This is a genomic window from Limnohabitans sp. 2KL-27 (assembly GCF_001269345.1).
Classification (GTDB): Bacteria; Pseudomonadota; Gammaproteobacteria; order Burkholderiales; family Burkholderiaceae_C; genus Limnohabitans_A.
Genome location: NZ_CXOP01000001.1, coordinates 125,815 through 150,811, shown reverse-complemented (window position 1 = coordinate 150,811; position 24,997 = coordinate 125,815). Strand labels below are relative to the sequence as shown.

22 protein-coding genes, 2 tRNA genes and 1 pseudogene are annotated in these 24,997 nt (G+C 59.7%); 16 read left to right on the top strand and 9 right to left on the bottom strand.

Annotated elements, in window-relative coordinates; all coding sequences use genetic code 11:
* Positions 1-54 precede the first annotated feature (54 nt).
* Both mutM and mutY read left to right on the top strand, forming a co-directional pair.
* Positions 55-870, top strand: a complete 816-nt coding sequence (gene mutM / locus LHAB_RS00725) for a bifunctional DNA-formamidopyrimidine glycosylase/DNA-(apurinic or apyrimidinic site) lyase (RefSeq protein WP_090043469.1) — start codon at positions 55-57, stop codon at positions 868-870.
* Positions 855-1,898, top strand: a complete 1,044-nt coding sequence (gene mutY, locus LHAB_RS00720) for an A/G-specific adenine glycosylase (protein WP_090043468.1) — start codon at positions 855-857, stop codon at positions 1,896-1,898. Before mutM ends, mutY begins: the two co-directional genes overlap by 16 nt.
* Before the next feature lie 46 nt (positions 1,899-1,944).
* Here mutY and rapZ read toward each other — a convergent pair whose 3' ends face one another.
* Genes rapZ through LHAB_RS00705 form a run of 3 tightly spaced genes read right to left on the bottom strand, consistent with a single transcriptional unit; the run spans position 1,945 to position 5,393 of the window.
* Positions 1,945-2,808 carry an RNase adapter RapZ gene (rapZ, locus tag LHAB_RS00715; RefSeq protein ID WP_090043467.1) on the bottom strand — a complete coding sequence of 288 codons (864 nt, stop codon included), beginning with the start codon at positions 2,806-2,808 and terminating at the stop codon, positions 1,945-1,947.
* Positions 2,805-4,496 carry a DNA repair protein RecN gene (gene recN / locus LHAB_RS00710; RefSeq protein WP_090043466.1) on the bottom strand — a complete coding sequence of 564 codons (1,692 nt, stop codon included), beginning with the start codon at positions 4,494-4,496 and terminating at the stop codon, positions 2,805-2,807. Before recN ends, rapZ begins: the two co-directional genes overlap by 4 nt.
* A 3-nt stretch (positions 4,497-4,499) precedes the next feature.
* Positions 4,500-5,393 (bottom strand): NAD kinase, encoded by an 894-nt coding sequence (locus LHAB_RS00705; protein WP_090043465.1) that lies wholly within the window; start codon positions 5,391-5,393, stop codon positions 4,500-4,502.
* 28 nt (positions 5,394-5,421) lie between these two features.
* On the opposite strand from LHAB_RS00705, the gene hrcA reads away from it, so the two are divergent.
* The 4 genes and pseudogenes from hrcA (at position 5,422) to LHAB_RS00685 (ending at position 8,282) form a co-directional block, all read left to right on the top strand.
* Positions 5,422-6,426, top strand: a complete 1,005-nt coding sequence (gene hrcA, locus LHAB_RS00700; RefSeq protein WP_090043464.1) for a heat-inducible transcriptional repressor HrcA — start codon at positions 5,422-5,424, stop codon at positions 6,424-6,426.
* A gap of 36 nt (positions 6,427-6,462) precedes the next feature.
* Positions 6,463-6,539, top strand: a tRNA-Ile gene (locus tag LHAB_RS00695).
* A gap of 347 nt (positions 6,540-6,886) precedes the next feature.
* Positions 6,887-6,994: pseudogene (locus LHAB_RS00690) on the top strand (helix-turn-helix domain-containing protein); the annotation flags it as partial.
* Between the two features lie 334 nt (positions 6,995-7,328).
* Positions 7,329-8,282 (top strand): amidohydrolase family protein, encoded by a 954-nt coding sequence (locus tag LHAB_RS00685; protein ID WP_090043463.1) that lies wholly within the window; start codon positions 7,329-7,331, stop codon positions 8,280-8,282.
* Positions 8,283-8,872: 590 nt separating this feature from the next.
* On the opposite strand, the gene LHAB_RS00680 is transcribed toward LHAB_RS00685, so the two are convergent.
* Both LHAB_RS00680 and LHAB_RS00670 read right to left on the bottom strand, forming a co-directional pair.
* Positions 8,873-10,105 carry a serine hydrolase domain-containing protein gene (locus LHAB_RS00680; RefSeq protein ID WP_194943035.1) on the bottom strand — a complete coding sequence of 411 codons (1,233 nt, stop codon included), beginning with the start codon at positions 10,103-10,105 and terminating at the stop codon, positions 8,873-8,875.
* A gap of 866 nt (positions 10,106-10,971) precedes the next feature.
* Entirely contained in the window at positions 10,972-11,991 is a 1,020-nt protein-coding gene (locus LHAB_RS00670; RefSeq protein WP_090043461.1) for a P1 family peptidase, read from the bottom strand.
* 44 nt (positions 11,992-12,035) lie between these two features.
* On the opposite strand from LHAB_RS00670, the gene LHAB_RS00665 reads away from it, so the two are divergent.
* The 7 genes from LHAB_RS00665 (at position 12,036) to greB (ending at position 18,000) form a co-directional block, all read left to right on the top strand.
* Complete coding sequence (locus tag LHAB_RS00665) at positions 12,036-13,001, top strand: ABC transporter permease (protein ID WP_090043460.1); 966 nt, start codon at positions 12,036-12,038, stop codon at positions 12,999-13,001.
* Positions 12,991-13,836 (top strand): ABC transporter permease, encoded by an 846-nt coding sequence (locus LHAB_RS00660; RefSeq protein WP_090043459.1) that lies wholly within the window; start codon positions 12,991-12,993, stop codon positions 13,834-13,836. Before LHAB_RS00665 ends, LHAB_RS00660 begins: the two co-directional genes overlap by 11 nt.
* Before the next feature lie 2 nt (positions 13,837-13,838).
* A complete protein-coding gene (locus LHAB_RS00655; protein WP_090043825.1) occupies positions 13,839-14,843 on the top strand; it encodes an ABC transporter ATP-binding protein in 1,005 nt (334 codons plus the stop codon).
* Positions 14,840-15,679, top strand: a complete 840-nt coding sequence (locus LHAB_RS00650) for an ATP-binding cassette domain-containing protein (RefSeq protein WP_090043458.1) — start codon at positions 14,840-14,842, stop codon at positions 15,677-15,679. The genes LHAB_RS00655 and LHAB_RS00650 overlap by 4 nt, the downstream gene beginning before the upstream one ends.
* Positions 15,676-17,193 (top strand): ABC transporter substrate-binding protein, encoded by a 1,518-nt coding sequence (locus LHAB_RS00645; RefSeq protein WP_090043457.1) that lies wholly within the window; start codon positions 15,676-15,678, stop codon positions 17,191-17,193. Before LHAB_RS00650 ends, LHAB_RS00645 begins: the two co-directional genes overlap by 4 nt.
* Before the next feature lie 55 nt (positions 17,194-17,248).
* Positions 17,249-17,325, top strand: a tRNA-Arg gene (locus LHAB_RS00640).
* Positions 17,326-17,445: 120 nt separating this feature from the next.
* Positions 17,446-18,000 (top strand): transcription elongation factor GreB, encoded by a 555-nt coding sequence (gene greB, locus LHAB_RS00635; RefSeq protein WP_090043824.1) that lies wholly within the window; start codon positions 17,446-17,448, stop codon positions 17,998-18,000.
* Positions 18,001-18,031: 31 nt separating this feature from the next.
* Here greB and LHAB_RS00630 read toward each other — a convergent pair whose 3' ends face one another.
* The 4 genes from LHAB_RS00630 to LHAB_RS00615 form a co-directional block, all read right to left on the bottom strand.
* On the bottom strand, positions 18,032-20,302 hold the full coding sequence (locus LHAB_RS00630; protein WP_369814098.1) for a RelA/SpoT family protein: 2,271 nt from the start codon (positions 20,300-20,302) through the stop codon (positions 18,032-18,034).
* A 125-nt stretch (positions 20,303-20,427) separates the two neighbouring features.
* Positions 20,428-20,628, bottom strand: coding sequence for a DNA-directed RNA polymerase subunit omega (rpoZ, locus tag LHAB_RS00625; protein ID WP_062402588.1), 201 nt, complete (start codon positions 20,626-20,628; stop codon positions 20,428-20,430).
* Positions 20,629-20,659: 31 nt separating this feature from the next.
* Positions 20,660-21,280: a guanylate kinase gene (gene gmk / locus LHAB_RS00620; protein WP_090043456.1), complete on the bottom strand. Its 621-nt coding sequence runs from the start codon at positions 21,278-21,280 to the stop codon at positions 20,660-20,662.
* A gap of 11 nt (positions 21,281-21,291) precedes the next feature.
* Positions 21,292-22,194, bottom strand: a complete 903-nt coding sequence (locus LHAB_RS00615; protein ID WP_090043455.1) for a YicC/YloC family endoribonuclease — start codon at positions 22,192-22,194, stop codon at positions 21,292-21,294.
* A gap of 176 nt (positions 22,195-22,370) precedes the next feature.
* Here LHAB_RS00615 and rph point away from each other — a divergent pair, with 176 nt between their 5' ends.
* Genes rph through hemW form a run of 3 tightly spaced genes read left to right on the top strand, consistent with a single transcriptional unit; the run spans position 22,371 to position 24,976 of the window.
* Positions 22,371-23,129, top strand: coding sequence for a ribonuclease PH (gene rph / locus LHAB_RS00610; RefSeq protein WP_090043454.1), 759 nt, complete (start codon positions 22,371-22,373; stop codon positions 23,127-23,129).
* A 13-nt stretch (positions 23,130-23,142) separates the two neighbouring features.
* A complete protein-coding gene (gene rdgB / locus LHAB_RS00605; RefSeq protein WP_090043453.1) occupies positions 23,143-23,757 on the top strand; it encodes an RdgB/HAM1 family non-canonical purine NTP pyrophosphatase in 615 nt (204 codons plus the stop codon).
* Positions 23,758-23,773: 16 nt separating this feature from the next.
* Entirely contained in the window at positions 23,774-24,976 is a 1,203-nt protein-coding gene (hemW, locus tag LHAB_RS00600) for a radical SAM family heme chaperone HemW (protein WP_090043822.1), read from the top strand.
* Positions 24,977-24,997: the final 21 nt, after the last annotated feature.

The window sequence follows — 24,997 nt, the reverse complement described above, 5'->3', positions numbered from 1 at the left end:
CTTTTTAACCAGTGCGCCACAGGCCAATGGCCATCGCAGGCGCAGGACCCTTGCATGCCCGAACTCCCGGAAGTTGAAGTCACCCGCCGCAGTTTCGCCGACCGGATCGCCTCGGCCCACATTCTGGCCTTGCACCTGGGCAAGCCCCTGCGCTGGCCGCTGGGTGCATCGGCTGCCAGCCTGGTGGGTCGGCAAATCTGGGGTGTGCGAAGGCGTGGCAAATACCTGTTGCTGGACTTGGACCAAGGCCTGCTGCTGGTGCATTTGGGCATGTCGGGCAGTTTGAACTTTGCCCCCACACAGCCCGAAGCTGGCCCGCACGACCACATGGACCTGGTGACTGACCGGGGCGTTTTGCGCCTGCACGATCCGCGCCGTTTCGGGGCCGTGGTCTGGGCGCCATCAGAAGACTCACCGCCAGCGCAAAAGCTGTTGGGGCGGCTGGGTGTGGAGCCCTTGGGTGCCCAGTTCGAGGTGGGCGCTTTTGCCGCGGCCCTCAAAAAACGCCAGTCGGCCATCAAGCAGGTTTTGCTCGCGGGTGACGAGGTCGTTGGCGTGGGCAATATCTATGCGTCGGAAGCCTTGTTCATGGCCGGCATACGTCCGACCACGAAAGCGTCGCGTTTGTCCAAACCCCGTGTGGCCCGGCTGCATGCGGCCATAGTCCAGGTGCTGACCCGTGCGGTGGCGCAAGGCGGCAGCTCGCTCAAGGATTTTGTGAATGCCGAAGGCCGTACCGGGTATTTTCAACTGGAAGCGGCGGTCTATGGCCGCGCGGGCGAGCCGTGCCGTGTGTGCGCTACGCCCATCAAATCCATGCTGCAAGGCCAGCGCACCACCTTTTACTGCTCCACATGCCAGAAACCGTGATCACCAAGCCCGAAGGGTTTGCCCGCCGCATGGTGGATTGGCAGCGTCTGCATGGCCGCCAAAGCCTGCCCTGGCAAAACACCCAGGACCCCTACCGCGTCTGGCTGTCCGAGATCATGCTGCAGCAAACGCAGGTGAGTACGGTGCTGGACTACTTTCCCCGGTTTTTAGGGCGTTTCCCGAACGTGGCGGCCTTGGCCGCAGCGCCGCAAGACGATGTGCTGGGGCTGTGGAGCGGCTTGGGCTATTACAGCCGCGCCCGCAACCTGCACCAATGCGCCCAAGAGGTGATGGCGCGTTTTGGCGGGGCTTTTCCGCGCCGTGCCGAAGACCTGCAAACCTTGCCGGGCATTGGTCGATCCACGGCCGCGGCGATCGCGGCCTTTTGCTTTGGTGAGCGTGCTGCCATCTTGGACGGCAACGTCAAGCGCGTGCTGACCCGGGTGCTGGGCTATGGCGCGGATCTGGCGGTCGCCAAAAACGAAAAAGCCCTGTGGGCGCTGGCGCAAGACCTGCTGCCGGCGCAAGCGGCCGACATGCCGCGCTATACCCAGGCCCTGATGGACTTGGGCGCCACCGTCTGTTTGCCACGCAAGGCTCAGTGCGAGGCTTGCCCAGTCTCCACTGTGTGCCAAGCCCAAGCGCGGGGCGAGCCGCTGGCTTATCCCGTCAAAACCCGCAAGCTCAAGCGCAGCAGCGCGACGCTGTGGTTGCTGTGGGCGGTCAATGCGCAAGGCCAGGTGTGGCTGCAAAAACGGCCCGATACAGGCATCTGGGCCGGCTTGTTCAGCTTGCCGGTGTTTGACTCTGAGGCAGATTTGCTGTCCGCTTGGACAAAAGGGACAGACCCGCAATTCATTGCGCCCTGGAAGCATGTCTTGACGCACCGCGACTTGCACCTGCACCCGGTGCGCCTGCGCGGGCCCGGGCAGTTTGCCCCGGCTTGTGAGGGTCATTGGGTGGATGCAGAGGCCTGGCCGGCCATGGGCTTGCCAGCACCGATTCGGGTTTTGCTGGCTGCCGGGTGAACGACACGCTTGCCGCTTCAAGTGCCGGCTGACAGCGCCGGAGCGCTCAGATCGCGTCCAGCTCTCGGTGCCGTTTGAGGGTGAGCCAGCGTGTACCGAAGCTCTGGGCCAGTTGTTCGACCATGAACACCGAACGGTGCTGGCCCCCGGTGCAGCCGATGGCCACCGTCACGTAGCTGCGGTGATCGCGCTCGATGGCGGGAATCCAGTGCTTCAAAAACCCTTCGATCTGCAGCTGCATTTGGACGAATTCTTCGGACTGGCGCAGGTAGGCCTGCACCGGCTCGTCGCGTCCGGTCAGCGGCCGCAGCGTGCTTTCGTAATGGGGGTTGGGCAGCATGCGCACGTCAAACACATAGTCGGCGTCGGTGGGGATACCGCGCTTGAAGCCAAAGGATTCAAAGACCAGTGTCAATTGCGCCGAAGGGGTGCTGACCAGGGTCTTGATGTAGGTTTGGAGCTGGGCCGAGCGCAGCAAACTGGTGTCGATGACGTGGGCCCGCTCACGCAGATCGGACAGCAGTTCGCGCTCGAACAGGATGGTTTCGAGCAGCGCCTTGTCGCTTTGGGGTTTGCTGCCGCCCGATAAGGGGTGTTTGCGCCGTGTTTCCGAATAGCGGCGCTGCAAGGTATCGCTGGTGGCGTCCAAAAAAACCGACTTCACGGTCATGCCCATGTCGCGCAGCAAGGCCATTTGCTCGGGCATCAGGTGCAAGGAATTGGCGCTGCGCACATCGATCGCAATCGCCAGCCGTTTCTCTTTTTGTTTTTCTTCGAGTTTCACGAAGGGGATCAAAAGCTCGGGCGGTAGGTTGTCGACGCAGTAGTAACCCGCGTCTTCGAGCGCGTGCAGCGCCACCGATTTGCCAGAGCCGGACATGCCGGTGATGAGGATGATGTCCATGCTCAGCTTTGGGTGGCTTTGCGGCCAACCAGTTTGGAAGGTGAGCCCAGCATCTCGCGTGCGTGGGCCAAGGTGGTGGCGGACAACTTTTCACCGCCCAGCATGCGGGCAATTTCGCTCACGCGCTCTTGCCCACTCACGCCGCGCACTTGGCTGCTCACCTGACCATTGGCCGAGGCTTTGCTCACCAGCAGGTGGTGGTCAGCGCAGGCGGCGACCTGGGGCAGGTGGGTCACGGCCAGCACCTGGCGGTGTTGGCCCAGTTGTTTCATCAGGCGGCCCACGGTCTCGGCCACAGCGCCGCCGACACCCGAGTCCACCTCGTCAAAGATCAGGGTACCGGCTTCGCCCAGCTCGCTGGTGGTGACCGCAATGGCCAGCGCGATGCGCGAGAGTTCGCCGCCCGAGGCCACTTTGCCCACGGGCCGGGGTGTGCTGCCCTCGTGCCCTGCCACCAGAAAACTGACTTCTTCCAAGCCATGTTGCGCGGGTGCGTCCAAGGTTTGCAGCTGCACCTCAAAGCGGCCGCCTTGCATGCCCAACTGCTGCATGGCGCTGCTGACGGCTTGGGCCAATGGTTTGGCCGCCTTTTGACGTTGCTGTGAAACTGCTTTGGCTGCTTGCAGGCAGGCTTTGTGGGCAGCTTGTTCGGCTTTTTGCAGGCTGTCCAAGTCGGCGGCCGCATCGAGCTGGGTCAGCTCTTGGCGCCAGGTTTTCAAGCTCAAGGGCAGTTCGTCTGGTGTTTTTTTGTAGCGCCGGGCCAGCGACAGCCACAAGCCCATGCGCTCGTCCAGTTGGGCCAGGTGCTGCGGGTCCAGATCGGTTTTTCGCAAGTAGCCGTGCAGGCTGTGGGCGACGTCTTCGGCCTGGGCCTGCGCAGACACCAGCACATCGGCCAGAGCGTTGAATTCGGGCTCAAACTGACCGAGCGACTGCAGGGTCTGGATGGCGCGGGACAGTTGGCGCAGCGCGCCGCCATCGCTGTCACTGTCGTCACCCTCGAGCAGCACAGTGACTTGGTTGGCCCCGTCGATCAAGGCCTGAGCATTGGCCAGGCGGCTGTGCTGGGTGCTCAGATCTTGCCATTCGTCGGTTTGCGGATTCAGCTTTTCCAGCTCGCCGATTTGCCAGGCCAGGCGTTCGCGTTCGTTGGTCAAGGTGCTCTGCGCTTGCTGGGCATCGGCCAGCGTTTGCTGGGCCTGCCGCCAGGTTTGCCAAGCCAGTTTGAGCGGGCGTGTGTCGGTGCCCGCGTAGGCGTCAAGCAGGCCGCGCACGGCATCGGGCCGGGTCAGGCTTTGCCAGGCGTGCTGGCCATGGATGTCCAGCAACTGCTCGCCCAGTTCGCGCAATTGCGTGGCGGTGGCGGGGCTGCCGTTGACCCAGGCGCGGCTTTTGCCCGTGGTGTCCACCGTGCGGCGCAGCAGCAAATTGGCACTGGCCTCAAAACCGGCCTCTTCAAGCCAAGCCGCAATGGCGGGCGTGGGTTCAAATTCTGCGCAGACCTCGCAGCGGCTGGCACCCTCGCGCACCACGCTGGCTTCAGCGCGGCTGCCCAGTGCCAATTGCAGCGCATCGATCAAAATGGATTTGCCTGCACCGGTCTCGCCGGTCAACACGCTGAAGCCTGTGCTCAGGTCCAGCTCCAATTCGTGCACGATCACGAAATCGCGCAGGGTGATGTGCGTCAGTGCCACGGCTTAAGCGCCCTCATTCCAGTGCATTTTTTTGCGCAAAGTGTCGAAATAATTCCAGCCCGCGGGGTGCAAAAACCGCACCGTGTGCTCGGAGCGTTTGACCACGATCCGGTCACCCAAAATCAGATCGGCCAGCGATTGCATATCAAAGTTGGCACTGACATAGCGCCCGGCCACGATCTCGATGCTGATCTCGGCCGATTCGGGCAGCACGATCGGACGGTTGGACAAGGTGTGGGGTGCGATCGGGGCCATGACCCAACCGCCAATGCCAGGGTGCATCAAAGGCCCACCCACCGACAAGGAATAAGCGGTGGAGCCCGTGGGCGTGGCGATGATCAAGCCGTCGGCGCGCTGGTTGGACACAAAGTGGCCGTCGACCTCCACCCGCAACTCGACCATGCCGGAGGTACCGCCCCGGTTGACCACCACGTCGTTCATGGCCAAGGCGCTGAACACGCTGCGCTGGTCGCGCACGACCTGGGCTTGCAGCAAGCTGCGGTCTTCAGGCTGGTAGTGGCCCTGCAACATGGGCAGCAACACATCCTGGTAGCTTTGCAGGGGAATGTCGGTGATGAATCCCAGTCGCCCTTGGTTGATGCCCATCAAGGGCAGGCCGTAGCGGGCCATCTGGCGGCCAATGCCCAGCATGGTGCCATCGCCCCCGATGACCAGGCCCAGATCGCACTGCGTGCCGATCTCGGCCATCTCCAGCACGTGGTACTGGCTCAGGCCCGTGTGGGAGGCGGTTTCCGTGTCCAGCACCACGTCGCAGCCTTGCCGCGTCAGGAATTGGGCCACATCGTCCAGGGCGCGGCGTGAACTCTCCAGCGCCCCGCCATGCGCGGTGGTGTGGTACTTGCCAAAGAGTGCGACGTGACGGAACTTGGATCTCATTGGCAAATTACATCATTAAAATGACCGCATGCTAGATGATCGTGCCAAGTTATTGCTCAAAGCCCTGGTGGAACGCTATATCGCGGACGGCCAACCCGTGGGCTCGCGCACGCTCTCCAAAGCCTCGGGCCTGGATTTGTCACCCGCCACCATCCGCAACGTGATGTCGGACCTGGAAGAGCTGGGCCTGATCGCCAGCCCCCACACCTCGGCCGGGCGCATCCCCACCAGCCGGGGTTACCGCCTGTTTGTGGACACCATGCTCACCGTGCAGCGCGACGGCCTGGACACCCCGGCGCTCACGCCCGACCAACCCCAAAAGGTGATCGCCAGCGCCGCCAACTTGTTGTCCAACCTGTCGCATTTTGTGGGTGTGGTCATGACGCCCCGACGGGCTTCGGTGTTCCGGCACATCGAATTTTTGCGCCTGTCAGAGCGGCGCTTGCTCGTCATCATCGTCTCGCCCGAAGGCGATGTGCAAAACCGCATCCTGTTCACCGAGACCGATTACTCGCAAAGCCAACTGATCGAGACCTCGAATTTCCTCAACACCCATTACGCGGGCATGGCCATCGAGCAGGTGCGCAGCCGGGTGCAGCAAGAACTGGTCAGCCTGCAAAGCGAAATCGCCACGCTCATGCAAGCGGCCGTGCAGGTCAGCACCGAAGCCTTGGCAGAAGATCAAAACGAAGTGGTGATCGCGGGCGAACGCAACTTGCTGTCGGTGAGCGACTTTTCCAGCGACATGGGGCATTTGCGCCGGGCATTCGATCTGTTTGAGCAAAAAACCCAGCTCATGCGTTTGCTGGACGTGTCGAGCCAAGCCGAAGGCGTGCGCATTTACATAGGCGGCGAAAGTCAGATCGTGCCGATGCAAGAGCTGTCGGTGGTCAGCTCGCCCTACGAAGTCGATGGCCAAGTGGTCGGCACCCTGGGTGTGATCGGCCCGACCCGCATGCCCTATGACCGCATGATCCAGATCGTCAACATCACCTCTCGGCTGGTCAGCAACGCGTTGAGCCAGTCCAAATAAACGGCCTGCCTGACCACTACAATCAACGCTTCGGTGGGGGCGTTAGCTCAGTTGGTTAGAGCAGAGGACTCATAATCCTTTGGTCCACGGTTCAAGTCCGTGACGCCCTACCATTCATATTCTTCAAGTCACTTTGTACGACGCTGCAAAGTGACTTTTTTATTGGGCGGTTCCAACTTGTAGAACGCCCACTGCACAGTTCACACACGCTGCGGGGCTGTGTTCTATGACTGGACGCCACGCTGACACACCGCTGGCGGCAGGAGCAGCCACCGCCAAAACCAGCAAGCAACGCAAGATAGATACTTCGATACAAGCGTCGCCCAGCGTCGTGCTGTTGCGAGACGTGTTGTTTTATTTTGAAAACTGAGCCACTCTGAAGAGTATTCACGGGCAAGTTTGAGCCACGTTCCACATATCCTGCTAATTATTTGGGCAGGGGTGTGCAGGAGTGATAAAGGTGGGAACACTTAGCAAATTACGTCGGCTGGTACTACGCGAAGGGGTATCAGTTCGAGAAGCCGCCCAAAGGTTAGGCATTGCTCGTAACACTGCTTCACGTTGGCTAGCGTTAATTGACGTGACATAGCCTCGCTACCTGTTGAAACAGGCAATCAAAGTTGGCGATTCAGGAGCTCTACCGCTAAGGTTAAAGGAGCAAATACAAGTAGAACAAAGCTATCGAAAGGAGACGAAGAAACAGCAGTATCACAAGACTTATCCACAATCTTGTAATAAAAACATCAACAACCAAGTAGCTCACATTTGAGCGTGGAGTCTGGCTCTGCTTGGTAAGTGAATCAACAACATGGCTGATGGCAGGGAATATTCGGCACCACCGATAGTGATCGGTTAACAAAAAAATAACTGGCTTCTGCTATAAAACTTAAAAGGAGACATCCATGCAAAAAATCCTGTTGATCTTGAGCAGTTTGGCGCTTTCGACGTTGCTGCATGCACAACCTGCCATGTGGGGAACGCCGGTATCACCGCGACCAGAAAGCGAGGCGTTGGCTCAGTCTGTGCCCATAGCCGATGTGCATATGCACTTTAATCCAATAAGACAAACAGTCGAACAGATGATGAAACGCATGCAGGATGGCAATATTCGATGGGGTGGCGGTGTTGGTGATTACTCCGGTGACCTGCATGCAGCTTTGGGTGATAGATTTATTGCTGCTATTGGGCAGGCTGAGTTCACCAAAGTGGTGCTGTCCAGCGGTGAAAAAGGGCTGCAAAACATAGAGCATCCCGTGTTTGTCGAGTTCTTCAAAGAAGCTGAAGTACTAATGGCGACTGGCAAGGCACGTGGATTTGGTGAGATACACATTGACAACAAAACCACAACAAATTTCAACGATCCATTTGGCAGGTCAATTCCGTTGGAAAGCCCTGTGGTGAAGCGCATGTACGAAATCGCCAATACGCATAACGGGTTTGTTCAAATTCATTACGACAAAAATTATCGAACAGTCGACCAGATCATTACCATGGCACAGCGCTATCCAAAATCGATAACAATTGTTTCGCACTGTATGCCTAAAGGGACACCTGACGACATGCGTAAAATTTTCGCAGCAGTGCCTAACGTTGTTTGCGAGATAAGTGGCGGCACTCATATTCATGGCGTACCAAGGATAGTGACGCAGAGTGGCATCAATTCAGGCTGGTTGCAAATGATCGAGGAATATCCAGATCGCGTAATGATGGGCACTGATCCATGCTGTGGATTGATGGGACGCTACAACGAAATTGTGCAAGTCATGCGTAGTCGCGCCTTAGCAGCCATGAAGCCAGAAACGCTTGAGAAAGTGGCATACAAAAATGCTTTAAGAGTTTTTGGACTACCCAATTGATGCTTATCGATCTGTTGATCGGCTGCTTAGGGCAAGCTAAATACTTGCGCGAGAATTTGTGAAATCATCAAGCCATTCAAGCCATTCAAGCCCAAGACACCCGCACAGCTGCATATTGATGCGCTCAAAAAGCAGCTGATCAGGCTAGTGCTGCTGCCAGTGCTGAACGACAGCGCCAACGCTTGAACAAGGCAAGAACCACCATGGCGAAACTCAACCAAACACGCTGAGTCCGTCCAAATTGAACGGATATCAGTTGTTCTTCTTTGGGGGTGATCACAAAATTGTCTGTGCTTTAACAACATCTGAAAGGAAAAGCACATGACAGCCATCTTGAACACACTGAAACTCACAGCAGCTCGCAAGACTCGCGCACTGCCTGAGATTATGAAACGTATAAACAAACTGCTGATGAAACTGGGTGAGCAGCACATGTTGGCAACTGCACAGGCGCAGGGTCAGCACTACACACCCACACGCTTTCGTTCATTCGCAGATGCTGACACTGGCGCACGTATCGTCAAACAAGTGCCTGTGCGCATCAAGCCACGGTTTTTCGACTGGAGCGCGAGGCGAGTGCTTGTTGGCGATCAGCGTTGTTCGCAAGCAGATGCAAAAAGTGTCCGCATCATTTCATCCGCGCCATCTTCATTGCTAACGCCTGTTTGAACCAATACCGTCTTTGATTTGCGGTCAATGAGGACATTTTGCGAGACGGCTCCAGCCATTCTCAGCATGCCACCATCCGCCGTATGGTGCCAAAAGAAGTTCTTGTAAGCACGTCCGGGGCGTGCAACATTGAAGCGCGATGCTTGGTCTTTGTCCGTATGCCTGGCGGTGTCCTCAATCCATGCTTTTGGGACGATTTGTTGTCCGTTCAGATAGCCATCATTTGCCACAAGTATCCCCACTCGCGCCCAGTCTTGCAGCGTTGCTGACACGCCGGCGCCACTAAAAGTGAAGCCCTTGGCATCTGTCAGCCATGTGGCGTCCGCCGCAGCTCCCATTGGTTGCCAAAGTTGCTGTTCAGCGATGAGTGCTAACGGTTGTTGATAGACGGTCTCCAAGACCCAAGCCACCAAAACTGGATTGATATCGGTGTAATTAAATTTCGTGCCCTGTGGCTCACTGCGTCCCCATTTGAAGTCAAGGAGCGCCTTGATTTGGTCAGTACCTTCGCCGCGCCTTGGTGAGTAGCCTATTTGTGAAAAACCGTAGCGTTCGAAGCCATTGTTGGGACTGCAGAATGACTCACAAATGTTGATGCCGCTGGACATGTTCAACAAATTCCGCAGAGTAATGTCCGCAAACAGGTGCCCCACAAGTTGCGGTACATATTTGTCGATTCGGTCATCGACGGTTTCCAGTTTCTTTTGCTCTAGTGCAATGCCAGTAAGTAATCCAACGATGCTTTTGGTCATAGACCATCCAAAGAATCGCATTTCAGCAGTGCGCTTGAAGCGGTATTCCTCATGCCAAATCTCACCATTGCGGGCAATCAGTAGCCCTGAGCGGTTGTACTTGGCAGCGAAATCAGACGCATCCATGGCAAAGTTGAGCTTGATTTTTCGTTTGGCTTCCTTGAATATCAAAGGCTGGCTACTGGCTCGAATTTTTTGATGAGTCAGCATAGATTCAATGCCGCCTGAAAAATTCCCAACGTGGTACTCGGTATAGCCTTCCCACTTTTGCTGTTGCCCAGGTAGCCCCCAGCCTGTAGGGAATCCTCTGGATTCGCCCCATCTGTCTTGTGCCCAAGTTGAAAAGGGCAGCAACGATGACCCCAAACCCATGGTTGCAAACAGGAACTGGCGCTTGTTCATACGAAGCCTTTCACTGAAAGTAATCATTCTTATACGACATTTCCAAGGGCATGCTTCCATCTGTAGGCACTGCGCTAGCTACCGCAGTGTGTCGTTTTGCACGACACTCTTGCTAATGACCGTCCAATTTGGACGAACTCAGGTTGCTCTAACTTGGGGCCGACTACAGACTTACCTGTGCTTTAAACATAACTGAAAGGAAAAGCACATGGCAACCTTTGCAACCCTAAAGCTGAGCACAGCTGTCAAACCGACACACATGCCCGCAGTCCAGATGCGGCGCAACAAGTTGGCGAAGCGACTGTGTGAACAAGCAGAGCTGGCAAAAGCCCAACAAGCTGGCACTGAGCGTGCGATATGGTGCACGATTGCTCTAACTGGCAAAGGGCAAATATGCCGTTGAGATAGCTTGCGAAAAGGAGCTTGTGCCCACGCTGGAAATCATTAAAGCAGCAGTTTTGGCAGGGGAACTGGACACAGCGATTGATGCAGCGTCCAACAAGTTGCGTGCAGGCTTTCAAGGGTGACGTGTCGTGTTAAGCGACACATGCAACAAGGCATCAGTCCAGCTTAATTTTTGGACTGTGACCTTGCCTAAACTTCACGCTGTTGAGTTGGTGAGCGAAAAAATGCTGGTCAAGACGGAAATACTTTTTGACACGCTGCGAACTTTTGCAGGGTGTTGTGCAAGGCGAGAACGATTACACCAGTTTTCTTTCACGCTACAAAATGTTGTTCTAAGTAATAAATTAGTTTAGGCAGCATTGCTCATAATCCTTTGGTCGACAGTTCAAGTCTGTCACGCCCTACCATTCAAATTCACACTTGAGCCCGCTGCTTGTCCAGCGGGCTTTTTGCTTTTGGGGTCAAGCCTCGATGCCCATGGCTGCCGGCAACAGCCCCATGGTGGTTTCAATACCCCGCGCATGTCGAATGGCATCCACGGTGGCCAGCGCTGTGGCCTCGGCTGCCATCACGGTCAGCAGCATCAGATCCGCCGGGCCGGCCTCGGTGCCCGTGGCCAGTGCAAACAAGGTGTCGCCGTCCAGCGTGGTGTGGGCCGGTCGGATGCTGCGGGCCAAGCCGTCGTGGGCGCTCATGGCCAGGCGCTTGGCTTGAGCTTTGGTCAGGGTGGCGTTGGTGGCCACCACGCCAATGGTGGTGTTGGTGCCGGGCAGGGGGCGGCTGCCGCGTTCGCCCGCCAGCAAGGCGCGTTGGGTGTCCAGCAAGTTACGCCCATCGGCCGTGCGGGCACCGGCCAGCAACTGGCCTGTGCCGGGGTCGATCACATCGCCCACCGCATTGCAAGCCACCAATGCGCCCACCACCCAAGGCCCCACGCGCACGCTGGCGTTGCCGATGCCGCCTTTCATGCAGCGCTCCAGACCAAACAGTTTGCCCACGCAGGCGCCCGCGCCCGCGCCCACATTGCCTGATGCGGGTGTGGCCGTTGTGGCCGCTTGGCAGGCGGCGTAGCCAGCTTGCGCGCCGGGGCGGGCTTGGGGGTCATCGCCCGGTCGCACCACCGGCAGATCGAACAACACGGCCGCAGGCACGATGGGCACGCGGCCGTAGCCGGTTTCAAAGCCGATGCCGTGCTCATCCAGCCAGCGCACCACGCCCGTGGCGGCGTCCAGGCCAAAGGCGCTGCCGCCGCTCAGCACCACAGCGTGCACTTTGTCGACCAGATTGGCGGGGTCCAGCAAATCGGTCTCTCGGGTGCCTGGGGCGGCCCCACGCACATCGACCGCACCCACAGCACCGCCGGATGCCAAGACCACCGAGCAGCCCGTCAGCCGTTCGCTCAGCGTGAAGTGACCGACTTGCAGCCCAGGGACATCCACAATGGAGCCTTGCCCGCTGTTTACAATCATTTGCGATGCCATTGAAAACCCTGTTCATCGTTGCTCACAGACCCCAAGGATAGCGCGTGCCCCTGTTTGTTTTGAGACGGCTGATGAGCTTTGTGCTGACCCTGCTGGCCACATCGGTCGTGGTGTTTGCCGTGCTGGAGTTGCTGCCGGGCAATGCCGCGCAGGTCATTTTGGGTGAGACCGCCACGCCCGAGTCGATTGCCGCGATGGAAGACAAGCTGGGCCTGAACCAGCCCGCGGCCACCCGTTACCTGAGTTGGATGGGCGGCATGCTGCAGGGGCAGACGGGCCTGAGCATCTCTTACGACACCCCCACCGCCCAATTGATGGCCGAGCGCATGCAGGTGACGCTGCCGCTGGCCGTGATGGCCATGGGACTGACGGTGGCGCTGGCGCTGGCGCTGGGCATTTACGCCGCCGCTGAGCAAAATAAGGCGGGCGATGTGGGTGTGATGACGCTCAGCCAATTGGGCTTGGCCTTGCCCAATTTCTGGCTGGCTATTCTTTTGATCTTGCTGTTTGCGGTGCACCTTGAGTGGGTGAGTGCGGGTGGTTTTCCGGGTTGGTCTGAAGAAGATGGCGGCGGGGTGTGGGAGGGCATCAAGGCTTTGCTGCTGCCCGCCATGGCGCTGGCTGCGGTGCAAACGGCCATCTTGACGCGGGTGACCCGCTCGGCCGTGCTGGACACCTTGCGCGAAGACTTTGTGCGCACCGCTCGGGCCAAAGGACTGAGCCGCCGCCAAGTCTTGTGGGGCCATGTGCTGCGCAACGCCATGATCCCGGTGCTCACCGTGATGGGCTTGCAGTTTGGCAACCTGATCACCAGCGCCATCGTGATTGAAAACGTGTTTGTGCTGCCCGGCATTGGCCGGCTGATTTTCCAGGCCATCGCCAACCGCGATTTGATTGTGGTGCGCGATGTGGTGATGCTCCTGGCGGCCTTGGTCATCTTGATCAACTTTTGCATCGACGTGCTCTATGCATGGATCGATCCGCGATTGAAGGCGGGCCATGCGGGATAAGCACACGGTCTGGCGACGCGCCTGGCGCCACCCCAGTCTGGTGGCGGGTGGGGCCATGGTGCTGCTGATGGTGCTGTGCGCGGTGCTGTCTTTGTTCTGGTCGCCTTACCCGGTGGGCGACATCGACATTCCCAACAAACTGGCCTCGCCAAGCGCCGCGCATTGGCTGGGGACCGACAGCTTGGGGCGCGACATTGGCTCTTTGCTCCTGGTGGGTAGCCAGAACTCTTTGCTGGTGGGTTTAATCGCGGTGGGCATTGGTTTGGGTGTGGGTGTGCCTTTGGGCTTGCTGGCCTCGGCGCGACGCGGCTGGGTCGAAGAGGTCATCATGCGGGCCTCGGACTTCACTTTCGCTTTCCCGGCCTTGTTGTCGGCCATCATGCTGACCGCGATTTACGGGCCGGGTCTGGTGGTGAGCATCGTGGCCATTGGCATTTTCAACATCCCGGTGTTTGCCCGCATTTCAAGGGGTGCGGCCAATGCGGTCTGGGCCCGGGACTACACCGCTGCAGCCCGCGCCGCAGGCCAGGGTCCGCTGGCGATCACGCTGGCGCATGTCTTGCCCAACATCGCGAGTGTGCTGATTGTGCAGGCCACCATCCAGTTCGCCATCGCCATCCTCGCTGAAGCGGCTTTGTCTTATTTGGGCTTGGGCACCCAGCCGCCGCAACCCAGTTGGGGCCGCATGCTCAACGAAGCGCAGTCTCAGATGTTCCAGGCCCCCATGCTGGCGGTGTACCCGGGTGTCGCCATTGCGCTGGCGGTGCTGGGCCTGAACTTGCTGGGCGATGGCTTGCGCGATGTGCTCGACCCTCGGCTGGCGCGGCAGAGATGAACATGAGTGACCATTCAAACGCCCAGCCTTTGCTGCAAGTCGACGATTTGCGGGTGAGCCTGCCCACTCCCCGGGGCTGGGCACAAGCCCTGCGCGGCGTGTCCTGGCGTATGGCGCGTGGCCAGACGGTGGGCCTGATTGGCGAAAGCGGCAGTGGCAAATCGCTCACGGCTTTGGCCCTGATGGGTTTGCTGCCCGAACGCGCCCGCGTGAGTGGCTCCATCGCATTCAATGGACAAGAACTGGTGGGCATGCCCGAGCCGCAGCTGTGCCAGCTGCGCGGTGCGCGCATGGCCATGATTTTCCAGGAGCCGATGACGGCGCTCAACCCTCTGCACCCGATCTGGAAGCAGATTGCCGAACCTTTGCGACTGCACCAAGCCATGAGCGCAAGCGATGCGAAAGCCCGCGCCCTGCAACTGCTTGACCGCGTGCAGTTGCCCCGGGCGCGTGAGCGTCTCGACGCCTATCCGCATGAGCTCTCGGGTGGGCAACGCCAACGCGTGATGATCTCGATCGCGCTGGCCTGCAGCCCTGACCTGCTGATTGCCGACGAACCCACCACCGCGCTCGATGTGACGGTGCAAAAAGAGGTCTTGACGCTCATCAATCAACTGGTGCGGGAAGACGGCATGGGCCTGCTGTTGATCAGCCACGACCTGGGCCTGATGCAGGACCAAGTGGACCGCGTGATGGTGATGTACGGCGGCGCGGTGGTCGAAAGCGCAGCCACACCTGAGCTGTTTGCTCACCGGGCACACCCCTACACGCGGGGTCTGTTTGCGGCGCGTCCACGCCTTGGGCTGGCACGTGGCACACGCTTGACCACGATCCCGGGCAGCGTGCCCGAGTTGATGGATTTCCCGCTGGGGTGTGCGTTTGCAGACCGCTGCAGTTTGGCGGTGGGCGATTGTCGCCAGACACCGCCGCAGCCGGAAAACATCGCCAACGAAACAGAATGCGAAACGACCCATGGGGTCAGTTGCCCGCGCTGGAGGCTGACATGAGCGAGAAACCAGGTTCTACGCCGCTGCTGCAAGTGCAGCAGTTGGGGCGGCGCTTTGCCTTACCCCGAGCTGGTTTGTGGCAAGCCGCGGGCACTTTGCAGGCTTTGTCGGGCGTGAGCTTTACCCTGCAGCCGGGTCAAAGTCTGGGCATCGTGGGCGAGTCGGGTTCGGGCAAGTCCACGTTGGCGCGGCTGGTCATGGCGCTGGACACGCCCACCGAGGGGCGGGTTTGGTTCAAGGGGGTGGATGTGCACCAGACCCATGGGCAAGCCTTGCGCCAATTGCGAAGCGGCTTCCAGATGGTGTTTCAGGACCCGTACGGCTCGCTGGATCCGCGCCAAAAAGTGCTGGCCATCGTGACCGAGCCGATCCAGACCTGGCGCCAAGCTGGTGATGGCCGATCCGAGCTGCGCGAGCGCGCAGCCGAGGCCTTGAGCCAAGTCGGCCTCAGAACCGCTGATCTGGACAAATACCCGCATGAATTTTCGGGTGGGCAACGCCAGCGCATTGCCATTGCCCGCGCCTTGATCACTCGGCCGGCCCTGATCGTGGCCGATGAGCCGGTCAGCGCGCTCGATGTGTCCGTGCAGGCCCAGGTGCTCAACCTGATGATGGACTTGCAAGACCGCTATGGCTTGAGTTATTTGCTGGTCAGCCATGACCTGGCGGTGGTCAACTTGATGTGCGACGATGTGCTGGTTTTGCAGTCGGGCCGTGTGGTAGAACACGGCCCTGCGCAGCAGATTTTTCAGCATGCCGAGCATCCTTACACACGCAAGTTGCTGGCCGCCATTCCTGGCCAGCCGATTTCATTTTTTGAACAGGAGTCCCCATGAAAAACGTCTTTTCCATGACCCGCCGCACCCTGGCGCTGAGTTCGGCGACCGTGTTGGTCGCCAGCTTGGTGGCCGCCCCCTTGCAGGCCCAAGCCCAGTCGCGCAAGGACACCGTCACGCTGGGCATGATCCTGGAGCCCACCAGCCTCGACCCGACCATGGCCCCGGCCGCGGCCATCGGTGAAGTGGTGCACTACAACATCCTGGAGGGCCTGACCAAAATCAACGTCGATGGCAGCATCAGCCCCTTGCTGGCCGAGAGCTGGAAAATGGACGCCGACGGCAAGGCCTACACCTTCAAGCTGCGCAAGGGCGTGAAGTTTTCTGATGGTGCGCCATTCGACTCTGCCGCTGTCAAGTTCAGCTTCGAGCGGGCCAAGGACGCCAAGAGCACCAACAAGGCCAAAGGCGCGGTGTTCAACAACATCACGCACATCTCCACCCCTGATGCGCACACCGTGGTGCTGGTGCTGACCAACCCGGATGGCAACTTCTTGTTCCGCATGGGCGAAAACACGGCTGTCATCTTGCACCCGGACAGCGCGGCCAACGCGGCCACCAAGCCCGTGGGCACAGGCCCCTACAAACTCGACAGCTGGGCCAAAGGCACGGCGGTGACTCTGTCCAAGTGGGATGGCTTTCGCGATGCCAATGCCGTCAAGGTGAAGAAGGTCACCTTCCGCTTCATCAACGATTCGGCCGCCCAAGTGGCCGCTTTGCTGGCGGGCGACATCGACGGCATGCCGCGTTTTCAGTCGCCGCAAAGCCTGCAGCAGTTCCAGAAAGACAAGCGCTTTGTGGTGGAGATGGGCAGCACGGCCGGCAAGGGCATCATGACCATCAACAACCGCAAAAAGCCGTTTGACGATGTGCGCGTGCGCCGTGCCCTGTCGCACGCGGTCGACAAGAAAGCTTTCATCGACGGTGTGTTTGAAGGCTTGGCCAAACCCATTGGCAGCCACATGGCGCCCACCGATGCGGGCTACGTGGAGTTGAGTGGAACTTACGCCTATGACCCCGAAAAGGCCAAGGCCCTGCTCAAGGAAGCCGGTGTGACAACCCCACTGAACGTGACCCTGACCTTGCCCCCTCCGCCTTACGCCCGCAAGGGGGGTGAGATTTTGGCGGCGCAGCTGGCCAAGGTCGGCATCATCGCCAAGATTGAAAACGTCGAGTGGGCGCAGTGGCTGGGTGGCACCTTCAAGGGCAACTTTGACCTGACGGTGATCAACCACGTTGAGCCCCTTGACTACATGGCGTATGCCAACCCGCAGTATTACTGGGGTTACGACAGCAAAGCCTTTCGCGACCTGGCTGCCAAACACGCGTCCACCACAGCTGCCAAAGAGCGCACCCAGCTGTTTGGCGACATGCAGCGCATGATCACCAAGGATGCGGTCAATGTGTTCCTGTTCAACGCCACCAACACAGCGGTTTACCGCAAAGGCCTCAAAGGCCTGTGGTCGAGTTCGCCCATTTTTGCCAACGACATGTCGGCCGTGTCCTGGCAATAAATTGAAGGGCGGCCCGAAAGTGCCTTGAAAAGCTTGCTATAATTCGGAGCATGATGCGGCTGTAGCTCAGCTGGATAGAGTACTTGGCTACGAACCAAGGGGTCGTGGGTTCGATTCCTGCCAGCCGCACCAAAAATTAGAAAGCCCACAACATTTGTTGTGGGCTTTTTCTATTGGCGCGCGCCAAAACAGGTGCGCCTCCACGCGGCGCTTTCGCAGACGTGCCGCATTTTTGCCCTTGAACACCAGGACATGAGCAAAGCCTTCACCAAAGAGTCCGACGGCGACGACGACGAAGCGCTGGGTTTACCGGCCTTGCCTTCGGGTGCGCGCAACTACATGACGCCAGGCGGCTACGCCCGCCTGCGGGCCGAGCTGTTCACCTTGATGGACGACGAGCGGCCCCAAGTGGTCGAGATCGTGCATTGGGCCGCCAGCAATGGCGATCGCTCGGAGAACGGCGATTACCTGTATGGCAAAAAACGTTTGCGCGAGATCGACCGGCGCATTCGATTTTTGACCAAGCGTCTGGAGATTGCTGAAGTGGTCGATCCGGCCGTCCACCACGGCAGTGACCAGGTGTTCTTTGGGGCCACGGTCACGTACGCCGAGGCCTCGGGGACCGAGCGCACGGTGACCATTTTGGGCATCGACGAGGCCGACAGTTTGCAAGCTCAGGTCAGCTGGGTCTCGCCGATTGCGCGCACCTTGCTCAAATCACGGGAAGGCGATGAGCTCAAACTGCTCACGCCAGCTGGCGTGTTGGACATCGAAGTGTTGCAGGTCAGCTATCCCGCGTCCGCTTGATGCGGTCCAGCAGGCGGCTGCGTGGGTGTTTTCAGGTGGGAGCGTTGCCTTTGTGGGTCTGGCGTTCGGCCCTGACCACCGAGGGGGTGCGCTTGAGTTGGCGCAGCACTTGCTCCAGATGTGTCACATCCCGCACGGCAATGATGAATTTCAGCTCGGCCATGTCTTGCGGAGCATCGCTGCCCATGTCCACATGGACGATGTCGGTCTCGGCGGTGGCCAGTGCACCGGCTACTCGGGCCAAGACACCCTGACCATTGACCACGCTGACGTTGATGGCGGTCTCGAAGCTGCGGTTCAATTCGTCCGACCACTCCACGCCAATGAAGCGCTCACTGTCCTTGTGTTCCAGTTTGCGGGCGGTGGCGCAGTCCCGCGTGTGCACGGCCAGGCCTTCGCCGCGGCCCAGGTAGCCGACGATGTCGTCACCAGGCAGGGGGCGGCAGCAGCGTGAATAAACCACCGATGCGTTTTCGCTGCCGTCCAGGGTGATGGCCCCTTGCGAAATGGACTCGTGTGCGGTGAATCGTTCCCGCGTCATCAGCAGTGCATCGGGCTTTTGGCCTCGCTCTGAGAGCAAAGCGGTCAAGCGCTTGGCCACAATGGTGGCGATGCGTTTGCCCAGGCCAATGTCCATCAGCAAATCTGCGCGGTTGCGGTTACCCGTGAAGCGCAGCAGTTTTTCCCAAATGAGCTGGTTGTTTTCTTCGTCCGAAGGGAGTTTCTCGATGCCTTCGGCACGCAGGGCTTGGGACAGGAGTTTTTCGCCCAAATCGACCGATTCGGTTTGCGCCATGGTCTTGAGGTGGTGGCGGATCTTGGAGCGGGCCCGACCCGTGCGCACAAAGCCCAGCCAAGCGGGATTGGGGGCCGACACGGGCGCGGTGATCACTTCAACCACATCGCCGTTTTTGAGCTCGGTGCGCAGGGGGACTTGGTCGCCATTGATGCGGGCGGCCATGGCGTGGTCGCCCACCCGGCTGTGAATGGCGTACGCAAAATCGACCACCGTGGCGCCCCGAGGCAAAGCCATGATCTGGCTCTTGGGGGTGAAGACATAAACGGCGTCTGGAAACAAGTCGACCTTGACGTGGTCCCAGAACTCGGCCGCGTCGCGTGTTTCGGTCTGAATGTCCAAAAGTGATTGCAGCCATTGCGTGCCCAAGCGCTCGGACTGGGCGCTGGCCGATTCGTGCTCTTTGTAAAGCCAGTGCGCAGCCACACCCGATTCGGCCACCAAGTGCATCGCCTCGGTGCGCATCTGAAACTCCACGTTCACGCCCGATGGGCCCACCAGTGTGGTGTGCAGCGACTGGTAGCCGTTGACCTTGGCAATGGCGATGTGGTCCTTGAACTTACCGGGCACGGGCTTGTAGATCTGGTGCAGCCAGCCCAAAGCGGTGTAGCAGTCGATCACCGAAGGCACGATGACCCGAAAGCCGTAAATGTCGGTGACCTGGGCAAAACTGAGGTGTTTCTCGTCCATCTTCTTGTAGATGGAGTAGAGGGTTTTTTCGCGGCCGCTGATGCGCACGTCCAGTTTGGACTGGGCAAAGACCGCTTCGACATCGGCCTGAACTTTTTGGATCAGGTCGCGGCGGCGGTTGCGCGCACGCGAGACGGCCTTGGTCAGCACCGCATAGCGCCAGGGCAGCAAGTGCTTGAAGGCCAGGTCTTGCAGCTCGCGGTAAATTTGGTTCAAGCCCAGACGGTGTGCAATGGGTGCGTAGATTTCCAGGGTTTCGGCGGCGATGCGTCCCCACTTGTTGCGCGGCATGTCCGACATGGTGCGCATGTTGTGGGTGCGGTCGGCCAACTTGATGAGGATGACACGCACATCGCGGGCCATGGCCAGCAGCATCTTGCGAAAGGACTCGGCTTGGTTTTCTTCGCGGGTGTTGAATTCCAGCTTGTCCAGCTTGGTCAGGCCATCCACCAGTTCCGCCACAGGCGAACCAAATCGCTCGATCAACTCGATCTTGGTGACGCCACAGTCTTCCATGGCGTCGTGCAGCAAGGCGGCGGCCAGGGCTTGTGCGTCGAGTTTCCATTCGGTGCACAAACCGGCCACCGCAATAGGGTGGGTGATGTAGGGTTCGCCACTTTTGCGCATCTGGCCCAAGTGGGCTTCGTCGGCGAATTTGTAGGCCCGCCGCACCATGTCGGTGTCGGCTTCGCTCAGGTAGCCCAGTTGCGCCTCCAGCACAGCAAAGCTGGCTGCGGCCGCATTGGCAGCAGCCAGATCCAGCGCTTGGGGGCGACTGGAGCCAGCTTTGGGTATTTTGGGCATGACGGCGCTCATGGCCTCAATGTAACGCAAGCAATTGGCGACTCAGAAAACAGCCAAAAAAAAGCCCCATCACTGGGGCGTTTTGTCGCTGGATTCAGGCGCTGGTTAAGACCAGACCTCACCCGGGTGTCGCGGATTCAGGAAACGCGCTTGAGCATCTCGATGCCGACTTTGCCTGCGGCGATTTCGCGCAAGGCGGTCACGCCCGGTTTGTTCTTGCTTTCGATGCGGGGCGTGTGGCCTTGGCTCAGCATGCGGGCACGGTAGGTGGCTGCCAAAACCAGCTGAAAGCGGTTGGGGATCTGTTCCAGGCAATCTTCAACAGTGATGCGGGCCATAGTGTTTTCCTTGAATGGGTCTGTGCTGGGTTCAAGCCATCTTGAGGGCTTGAAAGGTGTCAGGCCGGGCGCGGCGCTGAACGTGGTACTTGAGCCGCTGGGCGTGAACAACTGCTTTGAGGTCAAACAGGGCACGATCAAATACTTCGTTGATTATAACGAAGTCGAATTCCTGGGCCTGGGCCATCTCGATAGCCGCGTTTTGAAGGCGCAACTCGATGATCTCGGGCGAGTCTTCACCGCGGCGCTCCAGACGCGAGCGCAACTCTTCCCAGCTGGGCGGCAAGATGAAAATCAGCACCGCGTTGGCGTACATCTTCTTGATCTGCAAGGCGCCTTGGTAGTCGATTTCCAAAATCACATCCGCACCTTGGGCCATGCGCTCCTCGATCATCTTTTTCGAAGTGCCGTAGCGCTGGCCGTGCACATGGGCCCACTCGACAAAGGCGTCGCCCAGCACCATGGCATCAAACTCTTGAGCAGAGGCGAAAAAGTATTCGCGACCATGCTTTTCCTGGCCCCGGGGGGCGCGGGTGGTGTGCGAGACGGTGGGCTGCACCCGTGCGTCCAACTCCATCAAGGCCTTGACCAGGCTGGATTTGCCAGCCCCACTGGGGGCGGCCACGACAAACAGGTTTCCGGGGTAATCCATGCTGGGCTTCTTTATTCGATGTTCTGGACTTGTTCGCGCATTTGCTCGATCAGCACCTTCATGTCCACCGAGATGCGGGTCATCTCGAGCACGGCCGATTTGGAGCCCAAGGTGTTGGCTTCGCGGTGCAGCTCCTGGATCAGAAAGTCCAAGCGCTTGCCAATGTCGCCGCCTTTGCTGAGAAGTCGGCTCAACTCGTCCAGGTGCGAGCGCAGGCGGGTCAGTTCTTCGGCCACGTCGATGCGGATGGCAAACGCGGTGGCTTCGGTCAGGGCCCGGTCTTGCGCGGCTTCGGGCAGGTGGCTGCCGTCGGCCAGGGCCATGGCGTCTTTCCAGCGCTCCAAAAAGCGCAGGCGTTGCTGCTCGACCAGTTGCGGCACCAGAGGCACGGCCTGTTCGGCCAGGCTGTGCAACTGCTCAATATGGCTTTGCAGCATCTCGGTCAGGCGGGCGCCTTCACGGGCGCGGGCCTCGCACAAGGCGTCCACGGCTTGGCTGGCCAGTTGCATCCAGGCGGCTTCATCGGGCGCGGCTTGGCCTGAGCTGCCTGCCGTCATGCGCAGCACGTCGGCCACACTCAAGGGGCGGGCATCGGGCATCCAATCCCGGATCTTGTCTTGCAGGGTGGCGATTTTTTGCAGGGCCTGGTGGTTGGGCGCTTGCAAGGCGGCCCCGTCGCCCGCATCTTGGCTGGCCCGCACTTCGACTTTGCCGCGTTTGATCTGACGGGTGATGAGCTCGCGCAGACCCGGTTCGAGCTGGCGCAGCTCTTCGGGCAGGCGAAAACTCAGGTCCAAGAAACGGCTGTTGACCGAGCGGATTTCCAAACCCAGCCGGGCTGTGGGGGCTGCCCTGGCAGGGGTTTCACCGGCTGCGGCCAGCGGGCTGTGCTGCACGCTGGCGTATCCGGTCATACTGTAAACTGGCATCGATCAAGTTCCTTGTGACAGCGCTTGGCCTCATTGGCCATGACACGCTGCAAATGCCCGGCCTGACAGCAGAGCATGAAACGAGGCATTATCTCAAACTCTTTGGCCCGCCCCGTCCGTACTTGGGCGGACGGGGCCGTCATCACCCTTTCAGCGCCACCATGAACACCCCAGTTTCTTACGTCCGAACCGGTCGCGCGAGCGACGCTCTGCGCTCTGTGCGCATCACCCGCGGTTACACCGTGCACGCTGAAGGCTCTGTCCTGATCGAATTCGGCCAGACCCGCGTGCTGTGCACCGCCTCGGTCGAAGAGAAGGTGCCTGGCCACAAAAAAGGCAGCGGCGAGGGATGGGTCACGGCCGAATACGGCATGTTGCCCCGCGCCACCCACACCCGGGGCGACCGTGAGGCCGCCCGCGGTAAACAAAGCGGCCGCACGCAAGAAATCCAGCGTCTGATTGGCCGCTCGCTGCGGGCTGTGTTTGACCTGAAAAAACTGGGCGAGCGCACCATCCACCTCGATTGCGATGTGCTGCAAGCCGACGGCGGCACCCGCACGGCGAGCATCACAGGCGCTTTTGTGGCGGCGCAAGACGCTGTCAACTGGCTCATGGCCACGGGCAAACTGACCGAATCACCCATCCTCGACCGCGTGGCAGCCATTTCGGTGGGCCTGAAAAACGGCACCGCTTTGCTGGATCTGGACTATCCCGAAGACTCGGCCTGCGACACCGACATGAATGTGGTCATGACCGGTGCTGGCCACTTTGTGGAAGTGCAGGGCACCGCCGAGGGTGTGGCCTTCACCCGGGGCGAGATGGACCGCATGTTGGCGCTGGCCGAAAAAGGCATTGCCCAGTTGGCGCAGCTGCAAAAGCAGGCGCACGATGCGCCCCAGACCCTGACCTTCAGCGCCTGAAAACCGCCCGCTCATGAAAATCGTTTTGGCGTCCAACAACGCGGGCAAATTGGCCGAGTTGCAAACCCTGTTTGCGCCTTTGGACATGACGCTGGTGCGCCAGTCCGAGCTGAACATCCCCGAGGCTGCAGAGCCCTTCAAGACCTTTGTGGAAAACGCTTTGGCCAAAGCCCGGCACGCCGCGCAGCTGAGCGGCTTGCCCGCGTTGGCCGACGATGCCGGTTTGTGCGTGGACGCCTTTGGCGGGCAACCCGGTGTGGACACAGCTTTTTACGCCACCCGCTTTGGCTACCCCAAGGGCGACGACACCAACGTGAGCGCCTTGCTGGAACAAATGCAGGGCATCACCCAGCGCCGCGCCGCCATGGTCAGCACCTTGGTGGCGCTGCGCAGCGCCGACGACCCGGAGCCCCTGATCGCGGTGGGCCGGGTGGTGGTGCAGATCACCACCGAGCGGCGGGGCCGCAACGGCTTTGGCTTCGATCCGGTGATGTTTCTGAGCGAATTTGGCAAGACCTTTGCCGAGTTGCCGCCTGAAGTCAAAAACGCCCACAGCCACCGCGGGCGTGCCGCTCAAGCCATGTTGGCCTTGATGCGTGAGCGCTGGCTGGATGGTTCTGCCACGTGAGTCCCCCATGCGTGAAATGATGGACCCGGTACACGCCATGCGCCCAGGCGTGTTGCAGCTCAGCAGTTTGCCGCCCTTGTCCTTGTATGTGCACCTGCCTTGGTGCATCAAGAAGTGCCCGTATTGCGACTTCAACTCGCACGAATTCAGGGCCGGGGCCGACGCCCCGTCCTCACAAGACGCCTACATCAACGCTCTGTTCGCCGACCTTGAAGCGAGCTTGCCGCTGATCTGGGGCCGCAGCATCCAAACTGTTTTTTTGGGCGGCGGCACGCCCAGCCTGTTTTCGCCCGAAGCCATTGACCGTTTGGTGGGGAGCATCCGCGCCCGTGTGCGCCTGGCCCCTGACGCCGAAATCACCATGGAGGCCAACCCGGGCACCTTTGAGAAAGACCGCTTCAAGGCTTTCCGTCAGGCCGGCATCACCCGACTGTCCATTGGGGTGCAGAGTTTTGACAATGCCCACCTGAAAGCACTGGGTCGGGTGCATGACCGCGAGCAGGCCTTGGCCGCTGTGAGCGAAGCGGCGCAAGTGTTTGAGACCTTCAACCTCGACCTGATGTACGCCTTGCCGGGCCAGAGCCTCGAAGGCCTGACCGATGACATCCAGACGGCGCTGGCTTTTGCGCCGCCGCACATCTCGATTTACCACCTGACGATCGAGCCCAACACGGTGTTCGCCAAGTTCCCGCCCACATTGCCCGAAGACGATCTGGCCTACGACATGATGGACCGCATCACCGAGTTGACTGCCTTGGCCGGTATGGAGCGCTATGAAGTGTCGGCCTATGCCAAGTCGGGGCACAGGTGTGCCCATAACCTGAACTACTGGCAATTTGGCGACTATTTGGGCATAGGGGCTGGGGCGCACAGCAAGCTCAGTTTTGCGCACCGTGTGCTGCGGCAAGTGCGTTACCGCGAACCTGCGCTCTACATGCAGCAGGCAGCAAAGGGTGAGCCCGTCACGCAAAGCACCGAGGTGTCGCGGCAAGAATTGCCCTTTGAATTCATGCTCAACGCATTGCGCTTGCGAGGTGGGTTTGATTTGGCCGATTACGTGGACCGCACGGGCCTGGCCATGAGCAGCATCCAAAAGGGTCTAGCGGAGGCTGAAAAACTGGGCTTGATCGGGCGCGACCTGCACCGGGTTTGGCCGACAGACAGGGGGTTTGATTTTTTGAGTGATTTGCAGGCGCTGTTTTTGGCCGAGGGTGTCTGAAGTCACGTGCGCTGAAATGCT